Source organism: Pseudomonas veronii (genome assembly GCF_002028325.1).
Taxonomy (GTDB): Bacteria; Pseudomonadota; Gammaproteobacteria; order Pseudomonadales; family Pseudomonadaceae; genus Aquipseudomonas; species Aquipseudomonas veronii.
The window spans coordinates 4,419,096-4,442,844 of record NZ_CP018420.1 but is presented as its reverse complement, the minus strand read 5'-3'; the positions used below and the strand labels follow the sequence as shown (position 1 = coordinate 4,442,844).

The window sequence follows — 23,749 nt, the reverse complement described above, 5'->3', positions numbered from 1 at the left end:
GGCTCGACAAAGAAGTGGTTTGGTTTCTTTGTTAACGCAATATGGTGGGCGTAGCTCAGTTGGTAGAGCACGGGATTGTGACTCCCGTTGTCGAGGGTTCGATCCCCTTCGTCCACCCCATATTCGAAAGGCGCCAGATTTAACAGTCTGGCGCCTTTTTTGTTTTAGTGGTTCGAGTATTCCGCGGCTGCAGGTTCTGGGTCGCAAGGCAGGGCGTTTCGTCGTATTTATGTGTCTCGATGATGCCGCGCTGCCTGCCGGTCCTGTTCGCAGGGGCGGCCGTCAGGGAGATGATTGGCGACTTCTTCTATATATAGAAGGGTCGGCGCAGAGCCCTGGCGCGATTGGCTGTATTTGTCACCGGGGCGAAGCGCAACAGTGTCTTCGTACCGATAAATTGCCTGCTGTTTTTTTACCCGTTTCCAGTAGGGTGACTTCTTGAGTTTGACCCACTAGAATGCATGCCCTTGATTCTGGGGTCGGAAACGGCCGGCTAACGTCTGTGCAACGAGGAATATCCATGCAAGTTTCTGTTGAAAATACTACTGCTCTCGAGCGCCGCCTGAGCATCACCGTGCCGGCAGAGCGCATCGAGACTGCGGTCAACAAGCGTCTGCAGCAGACTGCCCAAAAGGCCAAGATCGCTGGCTTCCGTCCAGGCAAAGTGCCAATGAGCGAAATCAAGCGCCGTTTTGGTGCTGATGCGCGTCAGGAAGCGGTAGGCGACGTGATCCAGGCGTCGTTCTACGAAGCGGTTGTCGAGCAAAAGCTGAACCCGGCTGGTTCGCCTTCGATCGAGCCTAAGTCCCTGGAAGCGGGCAAGGACCTGGAATACGTTGCTGTATTCGAAGTGTTCCCAGAGTTCGAAGTTGCCGGCTTCGACGGTATCGCGATCGAGCGCCTGAGCGCCGAAGTGGCTGATGCCGACCTGGACAACATGCTGGAAATCCTGCGCAAGCAGAACACCCGTTTCGAAGTGGCCGAACGTGCTGCCCAGAACGAAGACCAGCTGAACATCGATTTCGTGGGCAAGGTTGACGGCGAAGCATTCGCTGGCGGCTCCGCCATGGGTACTCAGCTGGTGCTGGGTTCCAACCGCATGATCCCGGGTTTCGAAGACGGCCTGGTTGGCGCAAAAGCCGGCGAAGAGCGCGTTCTGAACCTGACTTTCCCGGCTGACTACCAGAACCTGGACCTGGCCGGCAAAGCCGCCGAGTTCACCGTGACGGTCAACAGCGTGTCCGAGCCTAAGCTGCCAGAGCTGAACGAAGAGTTCTTCGCTCAATTCGGCATCAAGGAAACCGGCATCGACGGCTTCCGCACCGAAGTTCGCAAGAACATGCAGCGCGAGCTGCGTCAGGCCATCAAGTCCAAGGTCAAGAACCAGGTCATGGACGGTCTGCTGACCGCCAACCCGATCGAAGTGCCTAAGGCTTTGCTGTCCAACGAAGTGGATCGCCTGCGCGTACAAGCCGTTCAGCAGTTTGGTGGCAACATCAAACCTGACCAACTGCCGGCCGAGCTGTTCGAAGAGCAAGCCAAGCGCCGCGTCGTGCTGGGCCTGATCGTGGCTGAAGTGGTCAAGCAGTTCGACCTCAAGCCTGACGAAGACCGCGTTCGTGAAATGATCCAGGAAATGGCTTCGGCCTACCAGGAGCCTGAGCAGGTTGTGGCTTGGTACTACAAGAACGACCAGCAACTGAACGAAGTACGTTCGGTTGTGCTGGAAGAACAAGTTGTGGATACTGTTCTGCAGAAGGCTAAGGTGACCGATAAAGCGGTCTCTTACGAAGAAGCAGTCAAGCCGGCGGAAGCAGCACAAGCCGACTGATTGTCCAACTCGTTTGAAATACAACCATAAGCCAGCCTCGCGCTGGCTTATGCGTTTTCAAGACATGACTATTTGGGAGTAACTGCAGAGCATGTTCCGTAATTCCTATATTCAGCAGAACTCTGATATCCAGGCCGCAGGCGGCCTGGTCCCGATGGTTGTCGAGCAGTCCGCTCGTGGCGAACGCGCCTACGACATCTACTCGCGCCTGCTCAAGGAGCGAGTGATCTTTTTGGTGGGGCCGGTAGAGGACTACATGGCCAACCTGATTTGTGCGCAACTGCTGTTCCTTGAAGCGGAAAACCCGGACAAGGACATCCATCTTTACATTAACTCGCCGGGCGGTTCGGTGACCGCGGGCATGTCGATCTACGACACCATGCAGTTCATCAAGCCAAACGTGTCGACCACCTGCATTGGCCAAGCCTGCAGCATGGGCGCTTTCCTGCTGACCGCAGGTGCCGAAGGCAAGCGTTACTGCCTGCCGAACTCGCGCGTGATGATTCACCAGCCACTGGGCGGTTTCCAGGGCCAGGCATCGGACATCGAAATCCATGCCAAGGAAATCCTCTTTATTCGTGAGCGTCTTAACACGCTGATGGCCAAGCACAGCGGGCACACCTTGGAAGAAATCGAGCGTGATACCAACCGTGACAATTTCATGAGCGCCGAAGCCGCGCGTGATTACGGGTTGATCGACGCAGTGATTGACAAGCGCCCCGCTTAATATAAGCAGCTCAAAATAGGCCAGGTCGGCAAGTCCGATCACCTGCGGGCTTGAAAAAGCCCGCATAAGCCTTCATCTTGTGTTGCAAGCCTATCGGATTTGGATCGAACGAATGACTGACACCCGCAACGGCGAGGACAACGGCAAGCTGCTCTATTGCTCCTTCTGTGGCAAAAGCCAGCATGAAGTACGCAAATTGATTGCCGGCCCCTCGGTCTTTATCTGCGACGAGTGCGTCGACCTGTGCAATGACATCATCCGTGAGGAGGTGCAGGAAGCCCAGGCCGAAAGCAGCGCGCATAAATTGCCTTCGCCTAAAGAAATCAGCGGCATCCTTGATCAGTACGTGATTGGTCAAGAGCGTGCAAAAAAGGTTCTGGCCGTAGCGGTGTACAACCACTACAAGCGTTTGAACCAGCGTGACAAGAAAAACGACGAAGTCGAGCTCGGCAAGAGCAACATCTTGCTGATCGGTCCTACAGGCTCGGGTAAAACCCTGCTTGCGGAAACCCTCGCTCGCCTGCTGAACGTTCCGTTCACCATCGCCGACGCCACCACCCTCACCGAGGCTGGCTACGTGGGTGAGGACGTCGAGAACATCATTCAGAAGTTGCTGCAAAAGTGCGACTACGACGTAGAGAAGGCCCAGATGGGTATCGTCTACATCGACGAAATCGATAAGATTTCGCGCAAGTCCGACAACCCGTCGATCACTCGGGATGTTTCCGGTGAAGGCGTGCAGCAAGCCTTGTTGAAACTGATCGAAGGCACGGTTGCTTCCGTACCGCCACAAGGCGGCCGCAAGCACCCGCAGCAGGAATTCCTTCAGGTTGATACGCGCAATATCCTGTTCATCTGCGGCGGTGCGTTCTCCGGTCTGGAAAAGGTTATTCAAAACCGTTCCACCCGTGGCGGCATCGGCTTCAGTGCGGAAGTGCGCAGCAAGGAAGAAGGCAAGAAGGTGGGCGAGTCCCTGCGTGAAGTCGAACCTGACGATCTGGTCAAGTTTGGTCTGATCCCGGAATTCGTTGGTCGTCTGCCGGTCCTGGCGACGTTGGACGAGCTGGATGAGGCTGCTCTGATTCAGATCCTCACCGAGCCGAAAAACGCCCTGACCAAACAATATGCCAAGCTGTTCGAAATGGAAGGCGTAGACCTCGAGTTCCGTACCGACGCACTCAAATCAGTGGCCAAGCGGGCACTGGAGCGCAAAACCGGTGCGCGTGGCCTGCGTTCGATCCTCGAAGGCGTATTGCTCGACACCATGTACGAAATCCCCTCGCAGTCCGAGGTGAGCAAAGTGGTGATCGACGAAAGCGTTATCGAAGGCAAGTCCAAGCCACTGTATATCTATGAAAACAGTGAGCCGGCTGCCAAGGCTGCGCCAGACGCGTAAGCGTCCGGCTGCTGCATAACAACAAGGGGCCTTTAGGGGCCCCTTTTGTTTTAAGGGCGTGTTTTTCCTGCATTTAACTGCTGGCATTGAGCTTGTTTTTTTTGCCGGCAGCCCCCATCTTGGTTTCATGCTTACTTTTCAACTGTCATAGAGGCGAAATCATGAAGACAACCATCGAATTGCCTCTCCTGCCGTTGCGTGATGTCGTCGTCTATCCGCACATGGTTATCCCGCTGTTCGTGGGGCGCGAGAAGTCTATCGAAGCCCTCGAGGCCGCGATGACGGGCGACAAGCAGATCCTGCTGTTGGCCCAGAGAAATCCTGCTGATGATGATCCAGGCGAAGATGCCCTGTATCGCGTCGGTACCGTTGCGACTGTCCTGCAATTGCTCAAGCTGCCCGACGGCACTGTCAAGGTGTTGGTGGAAGGTGAGCAGCGCGGTGCGGTCGAGCGCTTCATGGAAGTGGACGGCCACCTGCGCGCCGAAGTGGCACTGATCGACGAAGTCGAGGCCCCGGAGCGCGAGTCCGAAGTATTTGTACGCAGCCTGCTCTCGCAATTCGAGCAGTATGTGCAGTTGGGCAAGAAAGTCCCGGCTGAAGTCCTGTCTTCCCTCAACAGCATTGATGAGCCTAGCCGCCTGGTCGACACCATGGCCGCGCACATGGCGCTGAAAATCGAGCAGAAGCAAGACATCCTCGAAATCATCGACCTGCCGGCCCGTGTCGAACACGTCCTGGCGCTGCTCGATGCCGAAATCGACCTGCTGCAGGTTGAAAAGCGCATCCGTGGTCGCGTGAAGAAACAAATGGAGCGCAGCCAGCGCGAGTACTACCTGAATGAGCAGATGAAGGCCATTCAGAAGGAACTCGGCGACAGCGAGGAAGGCCACAACGAAATCGAAGAGCTGAAAAAGCGCATCGATTCCGCCGGCCTGCCGAAAGACGCCCTGACCAAGGCCAACGCCGAGCTGAACAAGCTCAAGCAAATGTCGCCGATGTCGGCCGAAGCCACCGTGGTTCGTTCCTACATCGATTGGTTGGTGCAGGTGCCGTGGAAGGCTCAGACCAAGGTGCGCCTGGACCTGGCTCGCGCCGAAGATATCCTCGATGCCGACCATTACGGCCTCGAAGAAGTCAAAGAACGCATTCTCGAATACCTTGCCGTGCAAAAGCGCGTGAAGAAAATTCGTGGCCCGGTGTTGTGCCTGGTCGGTCCGCCGGGTGTGGGTAAAACCTCCCTGGCCGAGTCGATTGCCAATGCCACCAACCGTAAATTCGTGCGAATGGCCCTTGGCGGCGTGCGTGATGAAGCGGAAATCCGTGGTCATCGCCGCACATATATCGGTTCGATGCCAGGAAGATTGATTCAAAAGATGACAAAGGTCGGCGTGCGCAACCCGCTGTTCCTGCTCGATGAAATCGACAAAATGGGCAGCGACATGCGTGGCGATCCGGCATCGGCCTTGCTCGAAGTGCTCGATCCGGAGCAGAACCACAATTTCAACGACCATTACCTGGAAGTCGACTACGACCTGTCCGACGTAATGTTCCTGTGTACCTCCAACTCCATGAACATTCCGCCAGCGTTGCTGGACCGGATGGAGGTGATTCGTCTGCCGGGTTACACCGAAGACGAGAAGATCAACATCGCCGTCAAATACCTCGCGCCCAAGCAGATTTCGGCCAATGGCCTGAAAAAAGGCGAGATTGAATTCGAGGTCGAGTCGATCCGCGATATGGTGCGTTACTACACCCGCGAGGCCGGTGTACGGGGGCTTGAGCGCCAGATTGCGAAGATTTGCCGCAAGGCGGTCAAGGAGCATGCGCTGGAAAAACGCTTCTCGGTGAAGATTACCGCCGATGTGCTGGAGCACTATCTGGGCGTGCGTAAATTCAGCTACGGGCTGGCGGAACAGCAGGATCAGGTAGGGCAGGTGACTGGCCTGGCGTGGACCCAGGTGGGTGGCGAATTGCTGACCATCGAAGCCGCGGTGATCCCGGGCAAGGGCCAATTGATCAAGACCGGTTCCCTGGGTGACGTGATGGTCGAATCCATCACCGCCGCGCAGACCGTGGTGCGCAGCCGCGCCCGGAGCCTGGGGATTCCCCTGGACTTCCATGAGAAGCACGACGTCCATATCCACATGCCGGAGGGGGCGACCCCGAAAGACGGCCCTAGCGCTGGCGTAGGCATGTGTACGGCCTTGGTATCGGCCCTGACCGGCATTCCGGTACGCGCCGATGTGGCCATGACCGGGGAAATCACCCTGCGTGGCCAGGTATTGGCCATCGGTGGTCTGAAAGAAAAATTGCTCGCCGCACACCGGGGTGGAATCAAGACCGTGATCATTCCTGAAGAGAATGTCCGCGACTTGAAGGAAATTCCTGACAATATCAAGCAAGATCTTCAGATTAAACCGGTTAAATGGATTGACGAGGTCCTGCAAATTGCGCTGCAATACGCGCCGGAGCCCTTGCCGGATGTGGCTCCGGAGATAGTCGCGAAGGACGAAAAGCGCGAGTCTGATTCCAAGGAAAGAATTAGCACGCATTAATGCGTTAAAGCCTGGGGGCTTCCTTGACAGCTTTTTAGAGCCCTTGTTATAAAGCGGCTCTTAAGTGTCTGTAGGCCATTCAGCACTCGTTTTTGCTTTCACCAAAAAACTTAGAATCATACTCAATAGATATATAAGGGGACTTAGAGTGAACAAGTCGGAACTGATTGATGCTATCGCCGCATCCGCTGATATCCCGAAAGCTGCTGCTGGCCGTGCGCTGGACGCAGTAATCGAATCCGTCACTGGCGCTCTGAAGGCCGGCGATTCGGTGGTACTGGTAGGCTTCGGTACTTTTTCTGTGACTGACCGCCCAGCTCGCACTGGCCGTAACCCACAGACTGGCAAAGCACTGCAAATCGCTGCTGCCAAGAAACCAGGTTTCAAAGCCGGTAAAGCCCTGAAAGAAGCCGTTAACTAAGCCTCGATCAAGCCTTTACCTACCCGGGTCCGACGCAGGTCTGGCCTGGCAGCGGAGCGGCAGCTGACCCACGTATCCATCGGGTCACCACGCCGGGGGTGTGGGTTCTAACCCCCGTCCGCTCCGCCAGTTACGAGAGAAGGCGCATCCTCGGATGCGCCTTTCTTCTATCCGGACTCTACCCACGCTCCACGGTTGCCAATTTTTGAAGTTCAACCGTTTCTGGGGGACGCATGCTGCAAAATATCAGGGACAATTCACAAGGCTGGATTGCCAAGACCATTATCGGGATCATCGTCGCATTGATGGCGTTCACCGGTATCGAGGCTATTTTTCAGGCTTCGACCAACACCAAGCAGGACGTGGCCAAGGTCAACGGTGAAGCAATCACCCAGACCGAACTGAGCCAGGCCGTCGACATGCAACGTCGCCAACTGATGCAACAGATGGGCAAGGATTTCGATGCTTCCCTGCTGGACGAAAAACTGCTGCGCGACGCGGCGCTCAAGAGCCTGATCGATCGCAAGCTGGTACTGCAAGGTGCCGCTGATTCCAAGTTTGCCTTCTCTGACGCCGCGCTGGACCAAGTGATCCTGCAGACGCCGGAGTTCCAGGTGGACGGCAAGTTCAACGCCGAGCGTTTTGACCAGGTGATCCGTCAACTGGGCTACAGCCGTCTGCAGTTCCGTCAGATGATGACCCAGCAAATGCTGATCGAGCAGACTCGCTTGGGCATCCTCGGCAGCGCCTTCGTGACTGACGCGCAGGTGCTGGCATTCGCCCGCCTGGAAAAACAGACCCGCGATTTCGCCACCGTCAATATCAAGGCCAACCCTGCGGCGGTGAAACTCACCGACAACGAGGTCAAGGCTTACTACGACCAGCACGCCAAAGAGTTCATGACCCCGGACCAGGTGGTCATCGACTATCTGGAGTTGAAGAAGTCGTCTTTCTTCGACCAGGTCACCGTCAAGGACGATGAACTGCAGGCAGCGTATGAGAAAGAAACCGCCAACCTCGCTGAGCAGCGTCGTGCGGCGCACATCCTGATTGAAGTCAACGACAAGGTCACCGACGCCCAAGCCAAGGCCAAGATCGAGGAAATCCAGGCGCGCCTGGCCAAGGGTGAGCAGTTCGAAGCCCTGGCCAAGGAGTTCTCCCAGGACCCGGGTTCGGCCAGCAATGGCGGTGACCTTGGTTTTGCCGGTCCTGGCGTCTACGATCCGGACTTCGAAGCTGCCCTGTACGCCTTGAATAAGGACCAGGTCTCGGCACCGGTGCGCAGCACCTTCGGTTGGCACCTGATCAAGCTGTTGGGCGTTGAAGCGCCAGAAGTGCCATCGTTCGCCAGCCTGAAAGACAAGCTGACCCACGAGCTCAAGAACCAACAGGTTGAACAGCGTTTTGTCGAAGCGACCAAGCAATTGGAAGATGCGGCGTTCGAAGCCTCCGACCTGGCTCAGCCGGCCTCCGATCTGAAGCTGACCGTTCACACCTCTGCGCCGTTTGGTCGCGAAGGCGGTGAGGGTGTCGCGGCCAACCGTGCCGTGGTCACTGCCGCGTTCAGCCCGGAAGTGTTGGATGAGGGTGCGAACAGCACCGCCATCGAGCTCGACCCGGAAACCATCATCGTGCTGCGGGCCAAAGAGCATCTGAAGCCTACGCAACTGCCGCTGGAAAGCGTGGCAGCGGCGATCCGCACCCAGATGACCAAGGAACGCGCCAGCGCGGCCGCCAAGACTCACGCTGACGAGTTGATCGCCAGCCTGCGTGATGGCAAGACCCCGCTGAACCAGCCCGTTGATGGCCAGGCCTGGAAAGTCACCGAAGCGGCTACCCGTAGCCAGGAAACGATCGACCCGGTGGTGCTGCAAGCCTTGTTCCGCATGCCCAAGCCTGCGTCCAAGGACAAGCCGACCTTCACCACCGTGACCCTCGCTGATGGCAGCCTGGTGATCGTGCGCTTGAACGGCGTCACCGAAGCGGCGGCTCCATCGGACGATGAGAAGGCGCAATACCGTCGTTTCCTCGCTTCCCGTGTTGGGCAGCAGGATTTCGCGGCGTACCGCAAGCAGCTGGAAACCAAGGCTGAGATCAAGAAGTACTGATCTCGGTTTGAATAAAAAGCCCCCGGCCTGAAAAGACCGGGGGCTTTTTCATGGGCGTTTGCAAAGGGCCAGCAACATCAACGCCACTACCGCCCAGGGAAACGCGAGCACGCCCCAGCTCTGCAACAACAACCCGCCCGCCAGACCGCCGCCGGCAATGCCCAGGTTCCATACCGTCACCAGCATCGACTGCGCGGCGTCCGCCGACTCGCCCGCCGACTTGGCCAGGGCGGTTTGCAGCAAGGCCGGTAGGCCACCGAATGCCAGCCCCCAGGCCGCGACGGCGGTGTAGATGATCGCCGGCGAGTCGATCCAGAACGCCAACACCAGCGCCGACAGGCCAAACAGCATGCAACTGAACAGCACCAACGGGCGCAGCCATCGATCGATCAGCAGGCCCACCAGCCAGATGCTCAACAACGCCGTCAGGCCAAACACCAGCAGTACCCGGTCGATATCGGCCTGGATGCCGGCGGGCTCCAGCAGGGGGGCGATGTAGGTGTAGAGAATGTTGTGCGCCAGCACGTAGGTAAAGGTCACCCAAAGCACCGGGCGAATACCGCGCAACCTCATCACCTGGCGCAGCCCCAGGCGTTGTTGCGCTGCTTGGCCGGCAAAGTCCGGGAGTTGCCAGCGCGCCCAGAGCAGCAATGCCAACGTCAGCCCGGTCATGATCGCAAAACTCAAGCGCCAGCCAACGAGGGTGCCCAGCAGGGTGCCGGCCGGCACGCCCAGGGTCAGGGCCAGCGGTGCGCCAAGCATTGCGATGGCAATCGCCCGGCCTTGCAGGTGGGGGGCGACCATACGACTGGCGTAACCCGCCAACAGGGCCCAAAGCAGCCCGGCGAATACCCCGGCGAAAAAGCGCGCTACCAGGGTCAGCCCGTAGTGGCTGGATACGGCCGTCACGCTGTTGACCAGGGCGAAGCCAGCAATGGCCACCAGCAGTAGGGGGCGTCGGCGCCAACCCCGCGTCAGCAGCGTCAAGGGGATGGCCGCGAGCAATGATCCGAGTGCGTAGAGCGTGACCAGTTGGCCAACCAGGGCGGGCGACACGCCCAGGCCTGCGCCCATCTGCGGCAAGAGCCCCGCAGGCATGGCTTCGGTGAGGATGGTGATAAAACCCGCGCAAGCCAGGGCCAACAAACCTCCCAGCGGCAGCACGTCAGGCTCGGTGTTCGCCGGGCAATGGGTAAGTGAAGGGTTGTCGCTCATGACGCTTTATCCATATAAAAGGGGCAAGGCGGCAGAGTAAGGGGCTGTGCTGTGCGGAAAAACAGGCTAAGGTTCCGAACTTAGCGGACGTAGGTGTCCGTAATCAGTCGAGACGTGATCATGGACAGCTTGAGCAGCCTGTCGGTATTTGTGCAGGTGGCGGAGACGCGCAGCTTCACCGTCGCCGGTCGCGTGCTGGGGGTGTCGTCGTCGGCCGTGGGCAAAAGTATCGCGCGCATGGAAGAGCGCCTGGGCGTCAGGCTGTTTCACCGCAGCACGCGCAGTATCACCCTGACCAGCGAAGGCTCGCTGTTTCTTGAGCGTTCGCGGCGCATTCTGGCCGAGGTCGAGGCGGCCGAGCAGGAATTGACGGACGCCAGCGCCACGCCGCGCGGCAAGTTGCGCGTCAGCCTGCCGCAGGTACGCGGCTTGTTGATGCCGGTGCTCAGCGACTTTATGCGCGTCTACCCGGATATCGAGTTGGATGTGGATTTTTCCGACCGCATGGTGGACGTGATCGAGGAAGGTTTCGATGCGGTGATTCGCACAGGCAAGCCCGAAGATTCGCGCTTGATGGCGCGGCATCTGGGCTATTACCAGTTGGTGCTTGTGGGCACGCCGGGCTACTTCGCTCAACACGGCACCCCGCAGCAACCACAGGATCTCAACGATCACGCGTGCCTGCGGCACAAATTCTGCGCCACCGGCAAGCTGGAAAACTGGCCGTTGCGTCACCTGCCGGGCGCCGCCGAACCGACCTTGCGTACACCGCTGGTCAGTACCACCATTGAGTCCCTCAACCATGTGGTACACGAGGGATTGGGCATCGCCTGTCTGCCCGACTACATGGTCAACGAGGCCGTGGGGCAGGGGCGCTTGCTACGGGTGTTGGATGATTATCTCGAACACCGTGGCAGTTTCTGGATATTGTGGCCGTCAAGTCGTCATGCATCTGCCAAGTTGCGCGTGTTTATTGACCATATGTGCGCCGGGCTTTTCCCTGCAGGCACCGCTGTGTAGGCTTGTGACGTTTTATCGACAGGAATGCGCGCGCCAAGGCCTCGTTCTGTTGCACAATACCGCCCAGACCGTTTTCCTCAGGATTTTCAATGTCGACATCATTTCACTTGCGTAGCCTCGGGTTGGCGCTGGTGTTGGCGGGCGCCACGGGCTGCTCGTCACCCAAGACCGCTGTTTACGAGCACGAGAATTTCGACGACTCCGGTACGTTCTCCCGTAATTACCCGGTCAGTGACATCGCCGCGTGCGAGGCCGCACGCCGTGCCTTGCTGAGCCAGGGCTACATCATCACCAGTAGCGATCCGAAGCTGGTGGTGGGTAACAAGAGTTTCCAGCAGACCGGCGAAACTCACATGCAGATCAGCTTCAATGTGGTGTGTGCCAATGATGGCAAAGGTAAAAGCCACTCGACGATGTTTGCCAACGCCCTGCAGGATCGTTATGCGCTGAAGAAGGTCAACAACTCCGCCAGCCTGGGTGTGGGTGTGCTGGGCTCGGTGTCGATGCCGATCGGCTCCACCGACGACTCGATGGTGAAGGTGGCGAGTGAGACTGTCTCGGCACCGAAGTTCTACGAGCGCTACTTCGCACTGGTGGATGTGTTCCTGCCCCAAGAGGTGAAGAAGACCGAACATATTCCCGAACAGCCCAAGGCTGAACTGGGGGTGCCGGAACCCAAAGTTGCCCCGGCAGCGGAGAAGGTGCCAGCGCCGAAGGAAGAACCTGTAGCGCCGGCCGTCTCGACGCCGGTTACACCGGCACCGGAGCCTGCGCCGATCGTCCCGCAGGCAGAACCGAGCCCTGCGCCGGCACCGGCACCTGCGCCAACCACGCCGGACCTGCCGCCGCCGACAGAGGCGATTCCGCCCCTGCCGACGCCCGCGCAGTAAGTCAGACCGCTACGGGATTGGTCTTGTCGACATTGATCCCGTAGCGACTGATCGCCTCACTGATTTTCTCGCGACCTATCAGCCCGTCATCGGCCAGCGCCTTCAGTGCCGCCAGCACAATGAAATGCCGGTCCACCTCGAAGAACTCGCGCAAGGCCTCCCGAGTATCCGACTGCCCGAAGCCGTCCGTGCCCAGCGCTACAAAGCGTCGGTTCGGCACAAAGGGGCGGATCTGGTCGGCGAACAGCTTCATGTAGTCAGTGGCCACCAGCACCGGACCCGTATGCCCGGCCAAGCATTGCTCGACGTAACTCAAGCGCGGCTCGTGTTCCGGGTGCAACAGGTTCCAGCGTTCGGCTTCATGCCCGTCACGGCGCAGCTCGGTCAGGCTGGGCGCACTCCATACGCTGCTGTGTACGGCGAAATCCTTGTCGAGCAACGCTGCCGCGGCAATCACTTCCCGCAGGATCGAACCGCTGCCCATCAATTGCACCTGTGCCTGCTGGTGTGTGCTCAGCGGATACAAGCCCTTGAGAATGCCTTCTTCCACGCCTTCGGGCATTGCCGGGTGCGGGTAGTTCTCGTTGAGCAGGGTGATGTAGTAGTAAATGTCCTCCTGCTCGACATACATGCGCCGCATGCCTTCGCGAATGATCACCGCCAGTTCGTAGGCAAAAGTCGGGTCATACGATACACAGCACGGAATCACCGACGCCAGGATATGGCTATGCCCATCGTCGTGCTGCAAGCCTTCGCCCATCAGGGTGGTGCGCCCGGCCGTGGCACCCAGCAGGAAGCCGCGTGCCCGGGCATCGCCTGCCGCCCAGGCCAGGTCGCCGACGCGCTGGAAGCCGAACATCGAGTAGAAGATGTAGAAGGGCACGGTCATCAGAGCATGGTTGCTGTAGGACGTACTCGCCGCGATCCAGGAGGCAATCGCACCGGACTCATTCAGACCTTCCTGCATGATCTGTCCGTCCTTGCTCTCTTTGTAGTAGCTCAGTTGCCCGGCGTCCTGTGGGGTGTAGAGCTGGCCGACGGCGGAGTGAATGCCGATCTGACGGAACAGGCTTTCCATGCCGAAGGTGCGTGATTCGTCCGGCACGATGGGCACGATCAGCTTGCCCAGGTGCGGGTCCTTGAGCAGTGTGCCGAGGATCCGCACAAAGGCCATGGTGGTAGAGATGGCGCGCTCGCCGGTGTCTTTGAGCTGGGTCGCGAAAGCGCTCAGTTCAGGAATCTGCTGCGACTCGACGGCGCTGTGGCGCGCCGGCACGTAGCCGCCCAACGCCTGGCGCCGGGCGGCGAAGTAGCGCGCCTCTTCGCTGTCGGCAGCCGGCTTGAGGTAAGGAATTTCAGCCAACTGCTCGTCGGGGACTTCCAGGCCGAAGCGATCACGGAACGCTCTGACGGCGTCGGCGCCCATTTTTTTCAGCTGATGGTTGATGTTCTGGCCTTCGCCGGCTTCGCCCATGCCGAAGCCCTTGACGGTTTTCGCCAGGATCACCGTGGGTTGGCCTGAATGACTCATGGCGGCAGCATAGGCGTTATAGACCTTGTCCGGGTCATGACCGCCGCGTGAGAGTTTCCAGATGTCCTCGTCTGACAGGTCCGCAACCAATGCCAGCAACGCCGGGTATTTGCCGAAGAAATGTTCGCGCACGTAGGCGCCGTCCTGGGATTTGTAGTTCTGATAATCACCGTCCACGCACTCCATCATGCGTTGGCGCAGCAGCCCGCTCTGGTCTTTTTCCAGCAGCGCATCCCAGCCGCCGCCCCAGATAACCTTGATCACATTCCAGCCGGCCGCGCGGTAGAGGCTTTCGAACTCCTGGATCACCTTGGCATTGCCGCGTACTGGGCCGTCCAGGCGCTGCAGGTTGCAGTTGACCACGAAGATCAGGTTGTCGAGTTTTTCACGCCCGGCCAGGGAAATGGCGGCCAGGGATTCCGGCTGGTCCATTTCGCCATCACCGAGGAACGCCCAGACCTTGCGGCCCTGGTGCTGCTTGAGCGCACGCAACTCCAGGTAGCGCATAAAGCGCGCCTGGTAGGCGGCGGTGATCGGTCCGAGCCCCATGGACACGGTGGGGAATTGCCAAAAATCCGGCATCAGCCGTGGGTGCGGGTAGGACGACAAGCCAGCACCGCCCGTTTCGCGGCGGAAGTTGTCGAGCTGAGCCTCGCTGATGCGGCCTTCGAGATACGCGCGGCCGTAGATGCCGGGGGAGGAGTGGCCCTGGATGTAGACCAGATCGCCATCGAAGGTGTCGGTGCGCCCACGGAAAAAGTGGTCGAAGCCGACGTCATACAGCACGGCGGCCGACGCGTAGGTGGCGATATGCCCACCGACGCCGGAGTGTTTACCGGCGCGCAGCACCATGGCCATGGCGTTCCAGCGGATAAACGCACTGGTGCGGCGTTCGAGGGCCAGGTTGCCAGGGTAGGGCAACTGGCGGTCCAGCGGGATCGTGTTGATGTAGGGCGTGGTTACCCGCCCGTAGACGTCACCATGTTGCGCCACGTCGAAATCCAGCAACTGGTCGATCAGGTAGTGGGCACGCGGGCGGCCTTCGGTGGACAGCACCGATTCGATGGCTTCCAGCCATTCGCGGGTTTCCTGTGGGTCGTCGTCCAGTCTTACTGCGGTATTCGGGGTCATGTGAGGCTCCAGGGTCGGCGAATATCAAGCAGCGAGCTCCTTGTGGGAGCGGCGCGCATATAGTTGCAATTGCAATTACATGTCTGAATCTAGCGCGGGATGAGCTACTATTGCAACCTTCTTGAAATTCCCCGGATGGTGTTGCATGTCGTCGAAAGAGCCTGATGTCTGGTTCCGTTTTGTCAGGGCCCACAGGACGGTCATCCGTGAAATCGAGCGGCGCCTGGCTGCGGCCGACCTGCCGCCCTACGCCTGGTACGACGCATTGTGGGGCCTGGAAAGCGGCCCCGAAGGTACTCGGCGCATGCATGAATTGGCCGATGTGCTGGCCATCGAGCGCTACAACCTGACGCGCCTGGTGGACCGCCTGGAAAAAGACGGCCTGGTGGTGCGCTCCCGCTCCGACGGCGACGGCCGTGCCGCGTTTGCCACGATCACCGAGGCCGGCCGGGTGTTGCGCAAAAAGATGTGGGGCATCTACGAAAGCACGGTAGATGAGCTGTTCCTGTCGCAGATCGCACCGGAGCAGCGCCAGGGGTTTGCCGAAGCCCTGGAACGTACTGCCGGGTTGGCGATGGAGGCCGGTGTGCAGGTCCGTAACCGGCGCAAATCCTGAGACACGACGATTCAACGTGGAAGATGGCGTGGTCCCGATAACAGGCAGCTGTCGACTGACCCGCCGCTATCGGGAGCAAGCCCCTTGCGCCGTTGTTCGCATTCCGGCTCATTGCAGTGAGTAGCGCTTCATCGCCCGTTCGACCTGCTGTGCAGCGATAAGCCCGTCCTTCGCCAGGGCGCTCAATGCAGACACCGCAATCCAATAACGACTGGGCGCCGATGCCTGTACCGAGCCCGCGCCCAGCCCCACGAACCGCGCATCCACGTAAGCCGCCAACGGGTCGACAATCGGCTGTGCATAGCCGGTCACTGCAATCACCGGCGCGGCATTCCCGGCCAGGCACTCGCGCAAGTGGCTGCTGCGTCTGGGGGCGGTGGGGTGCAGGCGATTCCAGCGTTCGGCGGCTGCGGCCTCTCGGGCCAGCCGCGTGTAGCTGGGGCAACTCCACAGCTGCGCGGTGATATTCCAGTCCTCTGCCAACAAGCGTTTGGCCTGCACGACCTCTTCAAGCGCCCGACCTGCGCCGAGCAAGCGCACGTCCCCTGGGGCATCGCGCTGGAGCGGATACATACCCTTGAGCGCATCTTCACGGTCCTGCTCGGTCAACGGTACTGCGTTGTCGTCGTCATGCAGCGCCAGGTAGTAAAACCCGGGCTTGCCGTCGATATACAGGGTGCGCAGTCCCGCCAGCACGATCGCCCGGACTTCCTCACCCGTGGCAGGATCGTAGGGTGTGCAATGCGGATTGCTCGCCAGCCACAGCGGGAGAGAAGGCTGTGCGCCCTTGGGCCAGGCCGAGGGTTGGGTTTCGATGTCGTTGCACAGGATGCCGCGCTGCGCCGTCTCGGCCGACAAGGCACACAGTTGTGCCGACGACACCGCGCTGTGCAGGTACAGCAACGGTTTTTCCGCAGTTTTGCGCGCAAACCAGACGGGCCAACTGCCCACACGCCGGGAACGGGACTGGCCGCGAATCACCCAGGCCTGCCGGCTGGCTTCCAGGGTGTTGGCCATGCTCATGACGGTGTGCAATGGCGAACTTCGTGTATGTCCGGCCTGGTTCAACGCATCACAGCAAAGCTGTGCGGCGTGCGCGGTGGTGGCAATCATCGGTCTGACTCCTCGGCAAGGGAGGCTTACCTTAAGGGAAGTCGACTTATGATTGCAATTGCAATGGTTGCAATTGTTTTTCGATGGCCCAGTGCTAAATCCGCACAACGCTGCTACGTTTAATCTGAACGTGCAGGAACGTCATGACACCGACACTTTTCCGTCATCACGGCACATTAGGCTGGCTGTGCAGGTCATTTACCTGCGGCTGCTTTCAACTCAAGAAGGAGTTCACCATGGACGATTACCAAGAAGAACTGCTGGAGTACCAGGCCTTTGAATGGGACCCTTTGGACCCTGCCGACGACGCTACTGAGCTGTAAGACCGGCTTCAGGCGGATTGCCGCTGACTGCGGCGAAATTCCCCTGGGGTCTGGTTGTTCCATCGCCTGAACGCCCGTTGAAAGGCCTGGGCCGAGGCAAAACCGAGCAAGTAGGCGATCTCGCCGAATGCCAGTTCCGTATCGCGGATATAGGTCATGGCCAGGTCGCGGCGGGTATCGTTGAGGATCGCCCGGAACTGAGTGCCTTCATCGGCCAGTTTGCGGCGCAGGGTCCAGGTCGGCAGCTTCAAGCGCGCCGCCACTTCTTCCAGGTCGGGTTCCCGGCCGCCATTGAGCATCGGCCCGAGCAAGCGGGTAATGCGCTCGCGCAGGCTGCGGGTGCGGGTCAACTGCTCCAACTCCCTTTCACACAGTTGTAACAGCAGTTGCCAGGTACTCGGGCAATGCTCCGGGTTGCGCAGCGCCAGGGTTGTCTGGCTCAGGCGCAGTTGATTGGCCTCGGCGCCGAAGTGGACCGGGCTGTCACCCAGCACGCTGTATTGTTCGCTGTAGTCCGGTGCTTCGAATTCGATCTCGATGCGCTGCGCCTGTACCGGCTGCTGGGCCAGGCTCGACAGTTGGTGCAGCCAGCCGGCGATGATCGAGTCGACCACAAAGCGGTTATAGGCGTTGTACGGGCTGATGGAGTAGAAACGCAGCCACGCGCCTTCGGCGTCTTCATGAAAGCTCGACTGCCCGCGATAGTTGGAGCCGTACAGCGCTTCAAAGCGCGTGAGGGTGCGGGCCGCTTCGCGCACATTGGGCGCCTGGGCGGCCGTGACACCGGCCAGGCCGGCCTGGCTCAAGCGGCTCGACTGGCCCATGCGCAGGCCGAGGCCCGGGTCGCCGGTCAGTTGAATGGCGGCATGGCCCAGGCGCATGTAACGCGGGATCGACAAGCGCGCGCCGGCTTCGGCGAGCCGTACCGGGTCCAGACCGTATTGCAGCAACAGCGGTTGCGGGTCCAGGCCGTGGCTGCTGATGGCGTCGGCCAGGGTGTGCACGAAGCCCACCGACAGATCCCCCAGGCGTACCGGCTTCACGGCGTTACAGCCAGATATTCAGCAAGCGCGCGCCACGGGCGTCGCCGTCGGCGAACACCTGGCCGTTGCTGCTGAGAAAGCTCTGGCCGGCGCTGCCCAGGTCCCAGAACTGCCCGCGCAGAAATACGCTCATGCCCGCGATGGCCTGGCTGATGGGCGGCTGGCTGATCAAGGTCAGCCGCCGCCAGGCTTCGCCTTCGCTGAGTTCTTCGGGTTTGAGGCTGATTTCCGCGGGCGTCGACACGCTTTTGAAGCCGCGCCAAGGGCGGCCCCAGGTGTCGCGGCCGATAACAAACGCGGGGACGGCGATCAACCTTGCACCTTGCTCATTGAGCTTGCGGTAGTTGTCCGGGTACCAGCTGTCGCTGCCGATCAGGATGCCCAGGCGTCCGGCCGGGGTGTCGACCACGCTGACGGTGTTTTCATCCCCGGGCGCAATGAAGCCGCGCTCGTCGTAGATCGGGTAGAGCTGACGCTGCGGCTGGCCCAGGGGCAGGCCATCGGCCGCAAATACCAGGCTGGCGTTGTACAGCGCGCCATGCCCGACCTGCAGTTGTCCCTCGCTCACGCTGGGGTTGGGCAACGCGATGGAACCGGCCACCAGGGTCACGCCAAACTCCTTGGCCAGGCCGCCGAACAGCGCTTGGTAGTCCCGCGCCATTGCCGGGGCTTTCATGCGCAAGTATGCGTCGTCCATGCGGTTGTCGCCGGTGGCGCTGATCCAGGCGCGCATGAACTGCAGCGGGTTGCTGATCGACAGCCAGTTCATCGCATCTTTCAGGTGGGTCGCCTGATACAGCTCGTTTTTTTCGCCGCGGAGCATCAGCCAGGTGCCGATATGTTCCGGCAGCACCACGATGGTTTTTTCATTGATCAGCCCCTGGTTTCGCGCCGTTTGCAGGTAGGCCGCGAGCTTCAGGTGCAGGCGTTCCAGGCTCTGGTAGTCGCCAGGGAACAGTTCCGGCTGAATGCCCAGCAGGTTGCCGCGATCGGCAGGCTGGCCTTCGTTGACGGCCAGGGTGATGCGCAGGTCGGACAGGTAATGCGCCACGGGGCGTTCCTGGGTCCAGACCAGATAGGCGGCGACGGCGGCAACCAGCGCCAGGGTGACGGTAAAAGCGAGAAGTTTACGCATGGGGAAACAGACAACAGACCGAGTGCAGGGTTCGCGACTAGGGTAGGGCCCGCGGCTCGGCTTGCCAAGGGGCGCTGTGCATTTGGATCAATAACTTGTCAGTTTCGGTCATTGAGTGCTAGCCGAACGCCTCTTAGTCTGTGGGACATAAACCGATGGCAAGCCGTAAGAGCCTGCCACGTCCCGTGATGATCCGTTGTGGAGCTTGACCATGACCGCTGCTGCGTACCCGCACCTGCTGGCCCCGTTGGACCTGGGTTTTACCACCTTGCGCAACCGTACCCTGATGGGCTCGATGCACACGGGGCTGGAAGAAAAACCGGGCGGTTTCGAACGCATGGCGGCCTACTTCGCCGAGCGCGCCCGTGGCGGCGTGGGCCTGATGGTCACCGGCGGCATTGGCCCGAACGATGAAGGTGGGGTGTATTCCGGCGCGGCCAAGCTGACCACCGACGAAGAGGCGCAGAAGCACAAGATTGTGACCCGCGCCGTACACGAAGCCGGCGGCAAGATCTGCATGCAGATCCTCCACGCCGGCCGTTATGCCTACAGCCCCAAGCAGGTGGCACCGAGCGCGATCCAGGCGCCGATCAACCCGTTCAAGCCCAAGGAACTGGACGAAGCGGGCATCGAGAAACAGATCCAGGATTTCGTCACCTGCTCGCTGCTGGCGCAGTCCGCCGAATACGACGGCGTGGAAATCATGGGTTCCGAAGGCTACTTCATCAACCAGTTCCTCGCCGCCCACACCAACCACCGTACCGACCGTTGGGGCGGCAGCTACGAAAACCGCATGCGTTTGGCGGTAGAGATCGTGCGCCGGGTGCGCGAAGCCGTCGGCCCGAACTTCATCATTATCTTCCGCCTGTCGATGCTCGATCTGGTGGAAGGCGGCAGCAGTTGGGAAGAAATCGTGCAACTGGCCAAGGCCATCGAGCAGGCCGGTGCGAGCATCATCAATACCGGGATCGGTTGGCACGAAGCGCGCATTCCGACCATCGCCACCAAGGTGCCGCGGGGCGCGTTCAGTAAAGTCACCGCCAAATTGCGCGGCGCGGTGCAGATCCCGCTGATCACCACCAACCGCATCAACACCCCGGAGATTGCCGAGCAGATCCTCGCCGCTGGCGATGCCGACATGGTCTCGATGGCGCGGCCGTTCCTCGCCGACCCGGAGTTCGTCAACAAGGCCGCGGCCGGTCGTGCCGATGAAATCAACACCTGCATCGGCTGCAACCAGGCCTGCCTCGACCACACCTTCGGCGGCAAGTTGACCACCTGCCTGGTCAACCCGCGCGCGTGCTACGAGACCGAGCTCAACTACCTGCCGGTCAAACAGATCAAGAAAATCGCCGTGGTCGGCGCCGGTCCCGCGGGCCTGGCCGCTGCCACGGTGGCGGCCGAACGCGGCCATCAGGTGACGTTGTTCGATTCGGCCAGCGAGATCGGTGGCCAGTTCAACATCGCCAAGCGCGTGCCGGGCAAGGAAGAGTTTTTCGAGACCCTGCGTTATTTCAACCGCAAATTGCAGACCACCCATGTGGAGGTGTGCCTCAACACCCGCGTCGACGTCGCGCAACTGACGGCAGGCGGGTACGACGAGATCATCCTCGCCACCGGTATCGCCCCACGCACGCCGGCAATTGCGGGCATCGATAACCCGAAGGTGCTGAGCTACCTCGACGTGATCCTCGAGCGCAAACCCGTGGGCAAGCGCGTCGCGGTGATCGGTGCCGGCGGTATCGGCTTCGACGTGTCGGAATTCCTCGTGCATCAGGGCGTGTCCACCAGCCTGGACCGCGACGCGTTCTGGAAAGAGTGGGGCATCGACACGCAGTTGCAAGCGCGTGGCGGCGTCGCCGGGATCAAGCCGCAACCGCACCCGCCGGCGCGCGAGGTGTTCCTGCTGCAGCGCAAGGCTTCCAAGGTCGGTGACGGGTTGGGCAAGACCACCGGCTGGATTCACCGCACCGGGTTGAAGAACAAGCAGGTGCAGATGCTCAACAGCGTCGAGTACCTGAAGATCGACGACGCGGGCCTGCATATCCGCATCGGCGCCGAGGGCGAGCCGCAGTTGTTGGCGGTGGACAACATTGTGATCTGCGCCGGCCAGGACCCGTTGCGCGAATTGCAGGACGGCCTGGTCGCAGCGGGCCAGAACGTGCACCTGATCGGCGGTGCCGACGTCGCCGCCGAACTCGACGCCAAGCGCGCCATCAACCAGGGCTCGCGCCTGGCAGCTGAGTTGTAAAACGCCGAGAAGGGGCAGTGTTAGACTACTGCCCCTTTTTCATACGGACTTGCGCCGATGGGCCCTTTCGACTGGCTCCCCCATGCGCCCCTGGAACCGCTGCCGCTGGATTGGCTGAACGGGGTCGAATTGGCCGTGCTGCGCCTGGACCGCATCGACCCGCTGATCAGCGGCAACAAGTGGTTCAAGCTCAGCGAACACCTGGCCCTGGCGCAACAGGCCGGTGCCGACGGGATCATCAGCCTCGGCGGGGCGTACTCCAACCACCTGCATGCGCTGGCGGCGGCCGGCAAGCGTTTTGATTTTCCCACCGTCGGCCTGTTGCGCGGCCATCCCCAAGACACGCCCACCGTTCTCGATTTGAAAGCCTTCGGCATGCAGTTGCATTGGCTGGGCTATGGCGGCTACCGCGCGCGGCATGAACCCGGTTTCTGGCAGCCGTGGCACGAACACTATCCCCATCTCTACCCGGTGCCCGAAGGCGGTGGGGGCACCGCCGGGGCGTTGGGTTGCGGCGTATTGGTCGAGCAGGCGCGTGCGCAATTGAGCAACGTGGGGTGGGACGATTACGACGCATGGTGGCTGGCGGCAGGCACCGGTACGACTGTGGCCGGGCTGGCGCTGGCCGAGGCGGGGAGACATCCGGTATACGGTGCAATGGCGGTGCCGGACGATCACGGCGTGGCGCAGAACGTGCGCGCCATCGTGCAGGACGGCTTTGCGTTGTTGGACGCCAGCCGGGGCGGCTTCGCCAAGGTCGACCCGTGGTTGCTCGACTTTATCGAGACCACGCAACGGGCCTGCGGCCTGCCGCTGGAGCCGCTCTATACCGGCAAGGCACTGCTGGCGTTGAAGCAACAGGTCGAAGCCGGACGCTTCCCTCCCGGCACGCGTCTGATCTTCGTCCACACCGGCGGCTTGCAAGGCCGCCGAGGGTTGGCTGCCTAACGCTTGGGCAGCATGCGCAACACGGTGTTATCGCGGATGAAGTAGTGGTGGTACAGACCTGCCACGGCATGCAGGCCGATCAACCAATAACCGATGGAGCCGCCCAGTTCGTGCCACTCTTTGATCTGCTTGGACAAGTCCTTGTTTTCGCCGATCAGGGGCGGTAACTCGATCCCATAGAACATCACGGAATGCCCTTGGGCGCTGACGATCAGCCAGCCAGCGATCGGCATGCCGATCATGAAGGCATACAGTGCAAAGTGCATCAGGGTCGCCAGCAGGCTCTGCCATTGCGGCGGTGCCGGTACGATTTTCGGCGCGACCCCCAGCGAGCGGGCAAACAGGCGCAGCCAGACCAGCACAAACACGGTCAGGCCGAACATGAAGTGCATTTCCACGATCAGCGCTCGCCCACCACTGCCTTTGGGGAAGATCCCGCGAAACTCAATACAGGCGTAGACCACCGCCAGCAACACCACCATCAACCAGTGCAACGCAATCGACATGGTGCTGTAACGTGAATCGGAATTTTTCCACGGCATCGCTTGATTCCTCACTCATCAGGGCAAACCTCCGTTCTTTGGCGACGAAGTCCTTTTACTGTAAGCCTGTTTTGCAGGGTTTGCTCGGCGCGAATGCCGTTGAGTTGACCTCGATCAGTGGCTTTGCGGCATTTCACCGCGGGCCAGGCGCTGGTTGATGTCGGCGATCACCGCTGGCAGGTCGCTGATGGTGTCGATCATGTAGTGCGGGCGCGAACCTTCGAACATCGCTTCGATACGCGTGCGCTCATGGGCCAGGCCGGCGCTGTCCAGGGCGCGGAACTGCGCGTAGGTCAGGCCCAGGGCGTTGCCGGAGCAGGTCAGCGCCACGGTCCACATCCCGGCGCGACGGCCTTCGAGAATGCCCGGTACGGTGTCGTCGACCTTGACGCATGCCGCCACATCGTCAACGCCCAGGGCGATCACGTTGGCCAGGGCCTGCGCCGGCCATGGGCGGCCGTTGGGCACTTCGTCGGTGGCGACCACATGGTCGGCGACGTAGCCGTTGGTGGCGGCCAGCGCGACGACCTTGTCCATCACTTGCTTGGGATAGCCGGAGCAGGAGCCGATCTTGAGCCCTTGCGCACGCAGCACAGCGATGCAGTCGAGGGCGCCGGGGATCAGCGCCGAGTGCTCGGCGATCTTTTCGATCTGCAGCGGCATGAAGCGCTGGTAGATCGCGGTCACGTCCTCGTCGCTGGGCATGCGGCCGAACGCCTGGCGGTAACGCTCGGCGACCTGCGGCTGGTTGCACAGGGTGCGGATATGGTCCCATTTGCCCATTCCCATCGGGCCACGGGCTTCTTCGATGGAGACCTGGACGCCGAACTCGGCGAAGGCTTCGACAAAAATCTGCGTCGGCGCGAACGAGCCGAAGTCGACCACGGTGCCGGCCCAGTCGAGGATGACAGCCTGCAGGGTATCGGGGTGTTGATAGTTCATGGTTCAGA

19 protein-coding genes and 1 tRNA gene are annotated in these 23,749 nt (G+C 60.6%); 13 read left to right on the top strand and 7 right to left on the bottom strand.

What is annotated here, in order from left to right; genetic code table 11:
* Positions 1–44: 44 nt before the first annotated feature.
* The 7 genes from PverR02_RS20060 to PverR02_RS20030 all read left to right on the top strand — a co-directional run bounded on the left by PverR02_RS20060 (position 45) and on the right by PverR02_RS20030 (position 9,041).
* Positions 45–120: transfer RNA gene (locus PverR02_RS20060), tRNA-His, on the top strand.
* A gap of 400 nt (positions 121–520) precedes the next feature.
* Positions 521–1,831 carry a trigger factor gene (gene tig / locus PverR02_RS20055; RefSeq protein ID WP_079444233.1) on the top strand — a complete coding sequence of 437 codons (1,311 nt, stop codon included), beginning with the start codon at positions 521–523 and terminating at the stop codon, positions 1,829–1,831.
* Between the two features lie 91 nt (positions 1,832–1,922).
* The gene (gene clpP / locus PverR02_RS20050; RefSeq protein ID WP_017848147.1) at positions 1,923–2,558 is read left to right on the top strand and encodes an ATP-dependent Clp endopeptidase proteolytic subunit ClpP; all 636 of its coding nucleotides are present in this window, start codon (positions 1,923–1,925) and stop codon (positions 2,556–2,558) included.
* 112 nt (positions 2,559–2,670) lie between these two features.
* Positions 2,671–3,954, top strand: a complete 1,284-nt coding sequence (gene clpX, locus PverR02_RS20045) for an ATP-dependent Clp protease ATP-binding subunit ClpX (RefSeq protein ID WP_017848146.1) — start codon at positions 2,671–2,673, stop codon at positions 3,952–3,954.
* A 161-nt stretch (positions 3,955–4,115) separates the two neighbouring features.
* The gene (gene lon / locus PverR02_RS20040; protein WP_046382847.1) at positions 4,116–6,512 is read left to right on the top strand and encodes an endopeptidase La; all 2,397 of its coding nucleotides are present in this window, start codon (positions 4,116–4,118) and stop codon (positions 6,510–6,512) included.
* Between the two features lie 148 nt (positions 6,513–6,660).
* Complete coding sequence (locus PverR02_RS20035; protein WP_003174819.1) at positions 6,661–6,933, top strand: HU family DNA-binding protein; 273 nt, start codon at positions 6,661–6,663, stop codon at positions 6,931–6,933.
* Between the two features lie 233 nt (positions 6,934–7,166).
* On the top strand, positions 7,167–9,041 hold the full coding sequence (locus tag PverR02_RS20030) for a SurA N-terminal domain-containing protein (protein ID WP_079444232.1): 1,875 nt from the start codon (positions 7,167–7,169) through the stop codon (positions 9,039–9,041).
* A 48-nt stretch (positions 9,042–9,089) separates the two neighbouring features.
* Here the strand turns inward: PverR02_RS20030 and PverR02_RS20025 are convergent, their stop codons facing one another.
* The gene (locus PverR02_RS20025; protein ID WP_079444231.1) at positions 9,090–10,256 is read right to left on the bottom strand and encodes an MFS transporter; all 1,167 of its coding nucleotides are present in this window, start codon (positions 10,254–10,256) and stop codon (positions 9,090–9,092) included.
* Positions 10,257–10,376: 120 nt separating this feature from the next.
* Here PverR02_RS20025 and PverR02_RS20020 point away from each other — a divergent pair, with 120 nt between their 5' ends.
* Both PverR02_RS20020 and PverR02_RS20015 read left to right on the top strand, forming a co-directional pair.
* A complete protein-coding gene (locus tag PverR02_RS20020) occupies positions 10,377–11,276 on the top strand; it encodes a LysR family transcriptional regulator (protein ID WP_079444230.1) in 900 nt (299 codons plus the stop codon).
* 89 nt (positions 11,277–11,365) lie between these two features.
* Entirely contained in the window at positions 11,366–12,166 is an 801-nt protein-coding gene (locus PverR02_RS20015) for a DUF2242 domain-containing protein (RefSeq protein ID WP_057004463.1), read from the top strand.
* A gap of 1 nt (position 12,167) precedes the next feature.
* Here the strand turns inward: PverR02_RS20015 and aceE are convergent, their stop codons facing one another.
* On the bottom strand, positions 12,168–14,828 hold the full coding sequence (gene aceE / locus PverR02_RS20010; RefSeq protein ID WP_079444229.1) for a pyruvate dehydrogenase (acetyl-transferring), homodimeric type: 2,661 nt from the start codon (positions 14,826–14,828) through the stop codon (positions 12,168–12,170).
* 145 nt (positions 14,829–14,973) lie between these two features.
* Here aceE and PverR02_RS20005 point away from each other — a divergent pair, with 145 nt between their 5' ends.
* Positions 14,974–15,444: a MarR family winged helix-turn-helix transcriptional regulator gene (locus PverR02_RS20005; RefSeq protein ID WP_017848139.1), complete on the top strand. Its 471-nt coding sequence runs from the start codon at positions 14,974–14,976 to the stop codon at positions 15,442–15,444.
* A gap of 108 nt (positions 15,445–15,552) precedes the next feature.
* On the opposite strand, the gene PverR02_RS20000 is transcribed toward PverR02_RS20005, so the two are convergent.
* Positions 15,553–16,557 (bottom strand): transketolase-like TK C-terminal-containing protein, encoded by a 1,005-nt coding sequence (locus PverR02_RS20000; protein ID WP_079444228.1) that lies wholly within the window; start codon positions 16,555–16,557, stop codon positions 15,553–15,555.
* Positions 16,558–16,700: 143 nt separating this feature from the next.
* Between PverR02_RS20000 and PverR02_RS31945 the strand changes: the two genes are divergently transcribed.
* Positions 16,701–16,880 carry a hypothetical protein gene (locus PverR02_RS31945; RefSeq protein WP_152032033.1) on the top strand — a complete coding sequence of 60 codons (180 nt, stop codon included), beginning with the start codon at positions 16,701–16,703 and terminating at the stop codon, positions 16,878–16,880.
* Between the two features lie 8 nt (positions 16,881–16,888).
* On the opposite strand, the gene PverR02_RS19995 is transcribed toward PverR02_RS31945, so the two are convergent.
* Positions 16,889–17,923 (bottom strand): AraC family transcriptional regulator, encoded by a 1,035-nt coding sequence (locus PverR02_RS19995; RefSeq protein WP_046382854.1) that lies wholly within the window; start codon positions 17,921–17,923, stop codon positions 16,889–16,891.
* Positions 17,924–17,927: 4 nt separating this feature from the next.
* Positions 17,928–19,058, bottom strand: a complete 1,131-nt coding sequence (locus PverR02_RS19990; RefSeq protein WP_057004459.1) for a carbon-nitrogen hydrolase family protein — start codon at positions 19,056–19,058, stop codon at positions 17,928–17,930.
* Positions 19,059–19,269: 211 nt separating this feature from the next.
* Between PverR02_RS19990 and PverR02_RS19985 the strand changes: the two genes are divergently transcribed.
* Both PverR02_RS19985 and PverR02_RS19980 read left to right on the top strand, forming a co-directional pair.
* Positions 19,270–21,309: an NADPH-dependent 2,4-dienoyl-CoA reductase gene (locus PverR02_RS19985; protein WP_017848135.1), complete on the top strand. Its 2,040-nt coding sequence runs from the start codon at positions 19,270–19,272 to the stop codon at positions 21,307–21,309.
* Positions 21,310–21,366: 57 nt separating this feature from the next.
* Entirely contained in the window at positions 21,367–22,257 is an 891-nt protein-coding gene (locus tag PverR02_RS19980) for a 1-aminocyclopropane-1-carboxylate deaminase/D-cysteine desulfhydrase (protein ID WP_079444227.1), read from the top strand.
* On the opposite strand, the gene PverR02_RS19975 is transcribed toward PverR02_RS19980, so the two are convergent.
* Positions 22,254–22,799, bottom strand: a complete 546-nt coding sequence (locus tag PverR02_RS19975; protein ID WP_046382858.1) for a cytochrome b — start codon at positions 22,797–22,799, stop codon at positions 22,254–22,256. The genes PverR02_RS19980 and PverR02_RS19975 overlap by 4 nt on opposite strands.
* Positions 22,800–22,913: 114 nt before the next feature.
* The gene (phnX, locus tag PverR02_RS19970) at positions 22,914–23,741 is read right to left on the bottom strand and encodes a phosphonoacetaldehyde hydrolase (RefSeq protein WP_079444226.1); all 828 of its coding nucleotides are present in this window, start codon (positions 23,739–23,741) and stop codon (positions 22,914–22,916) included.
* Positions 23,742–23,749 lie beyond the last annotated feature (8 nt).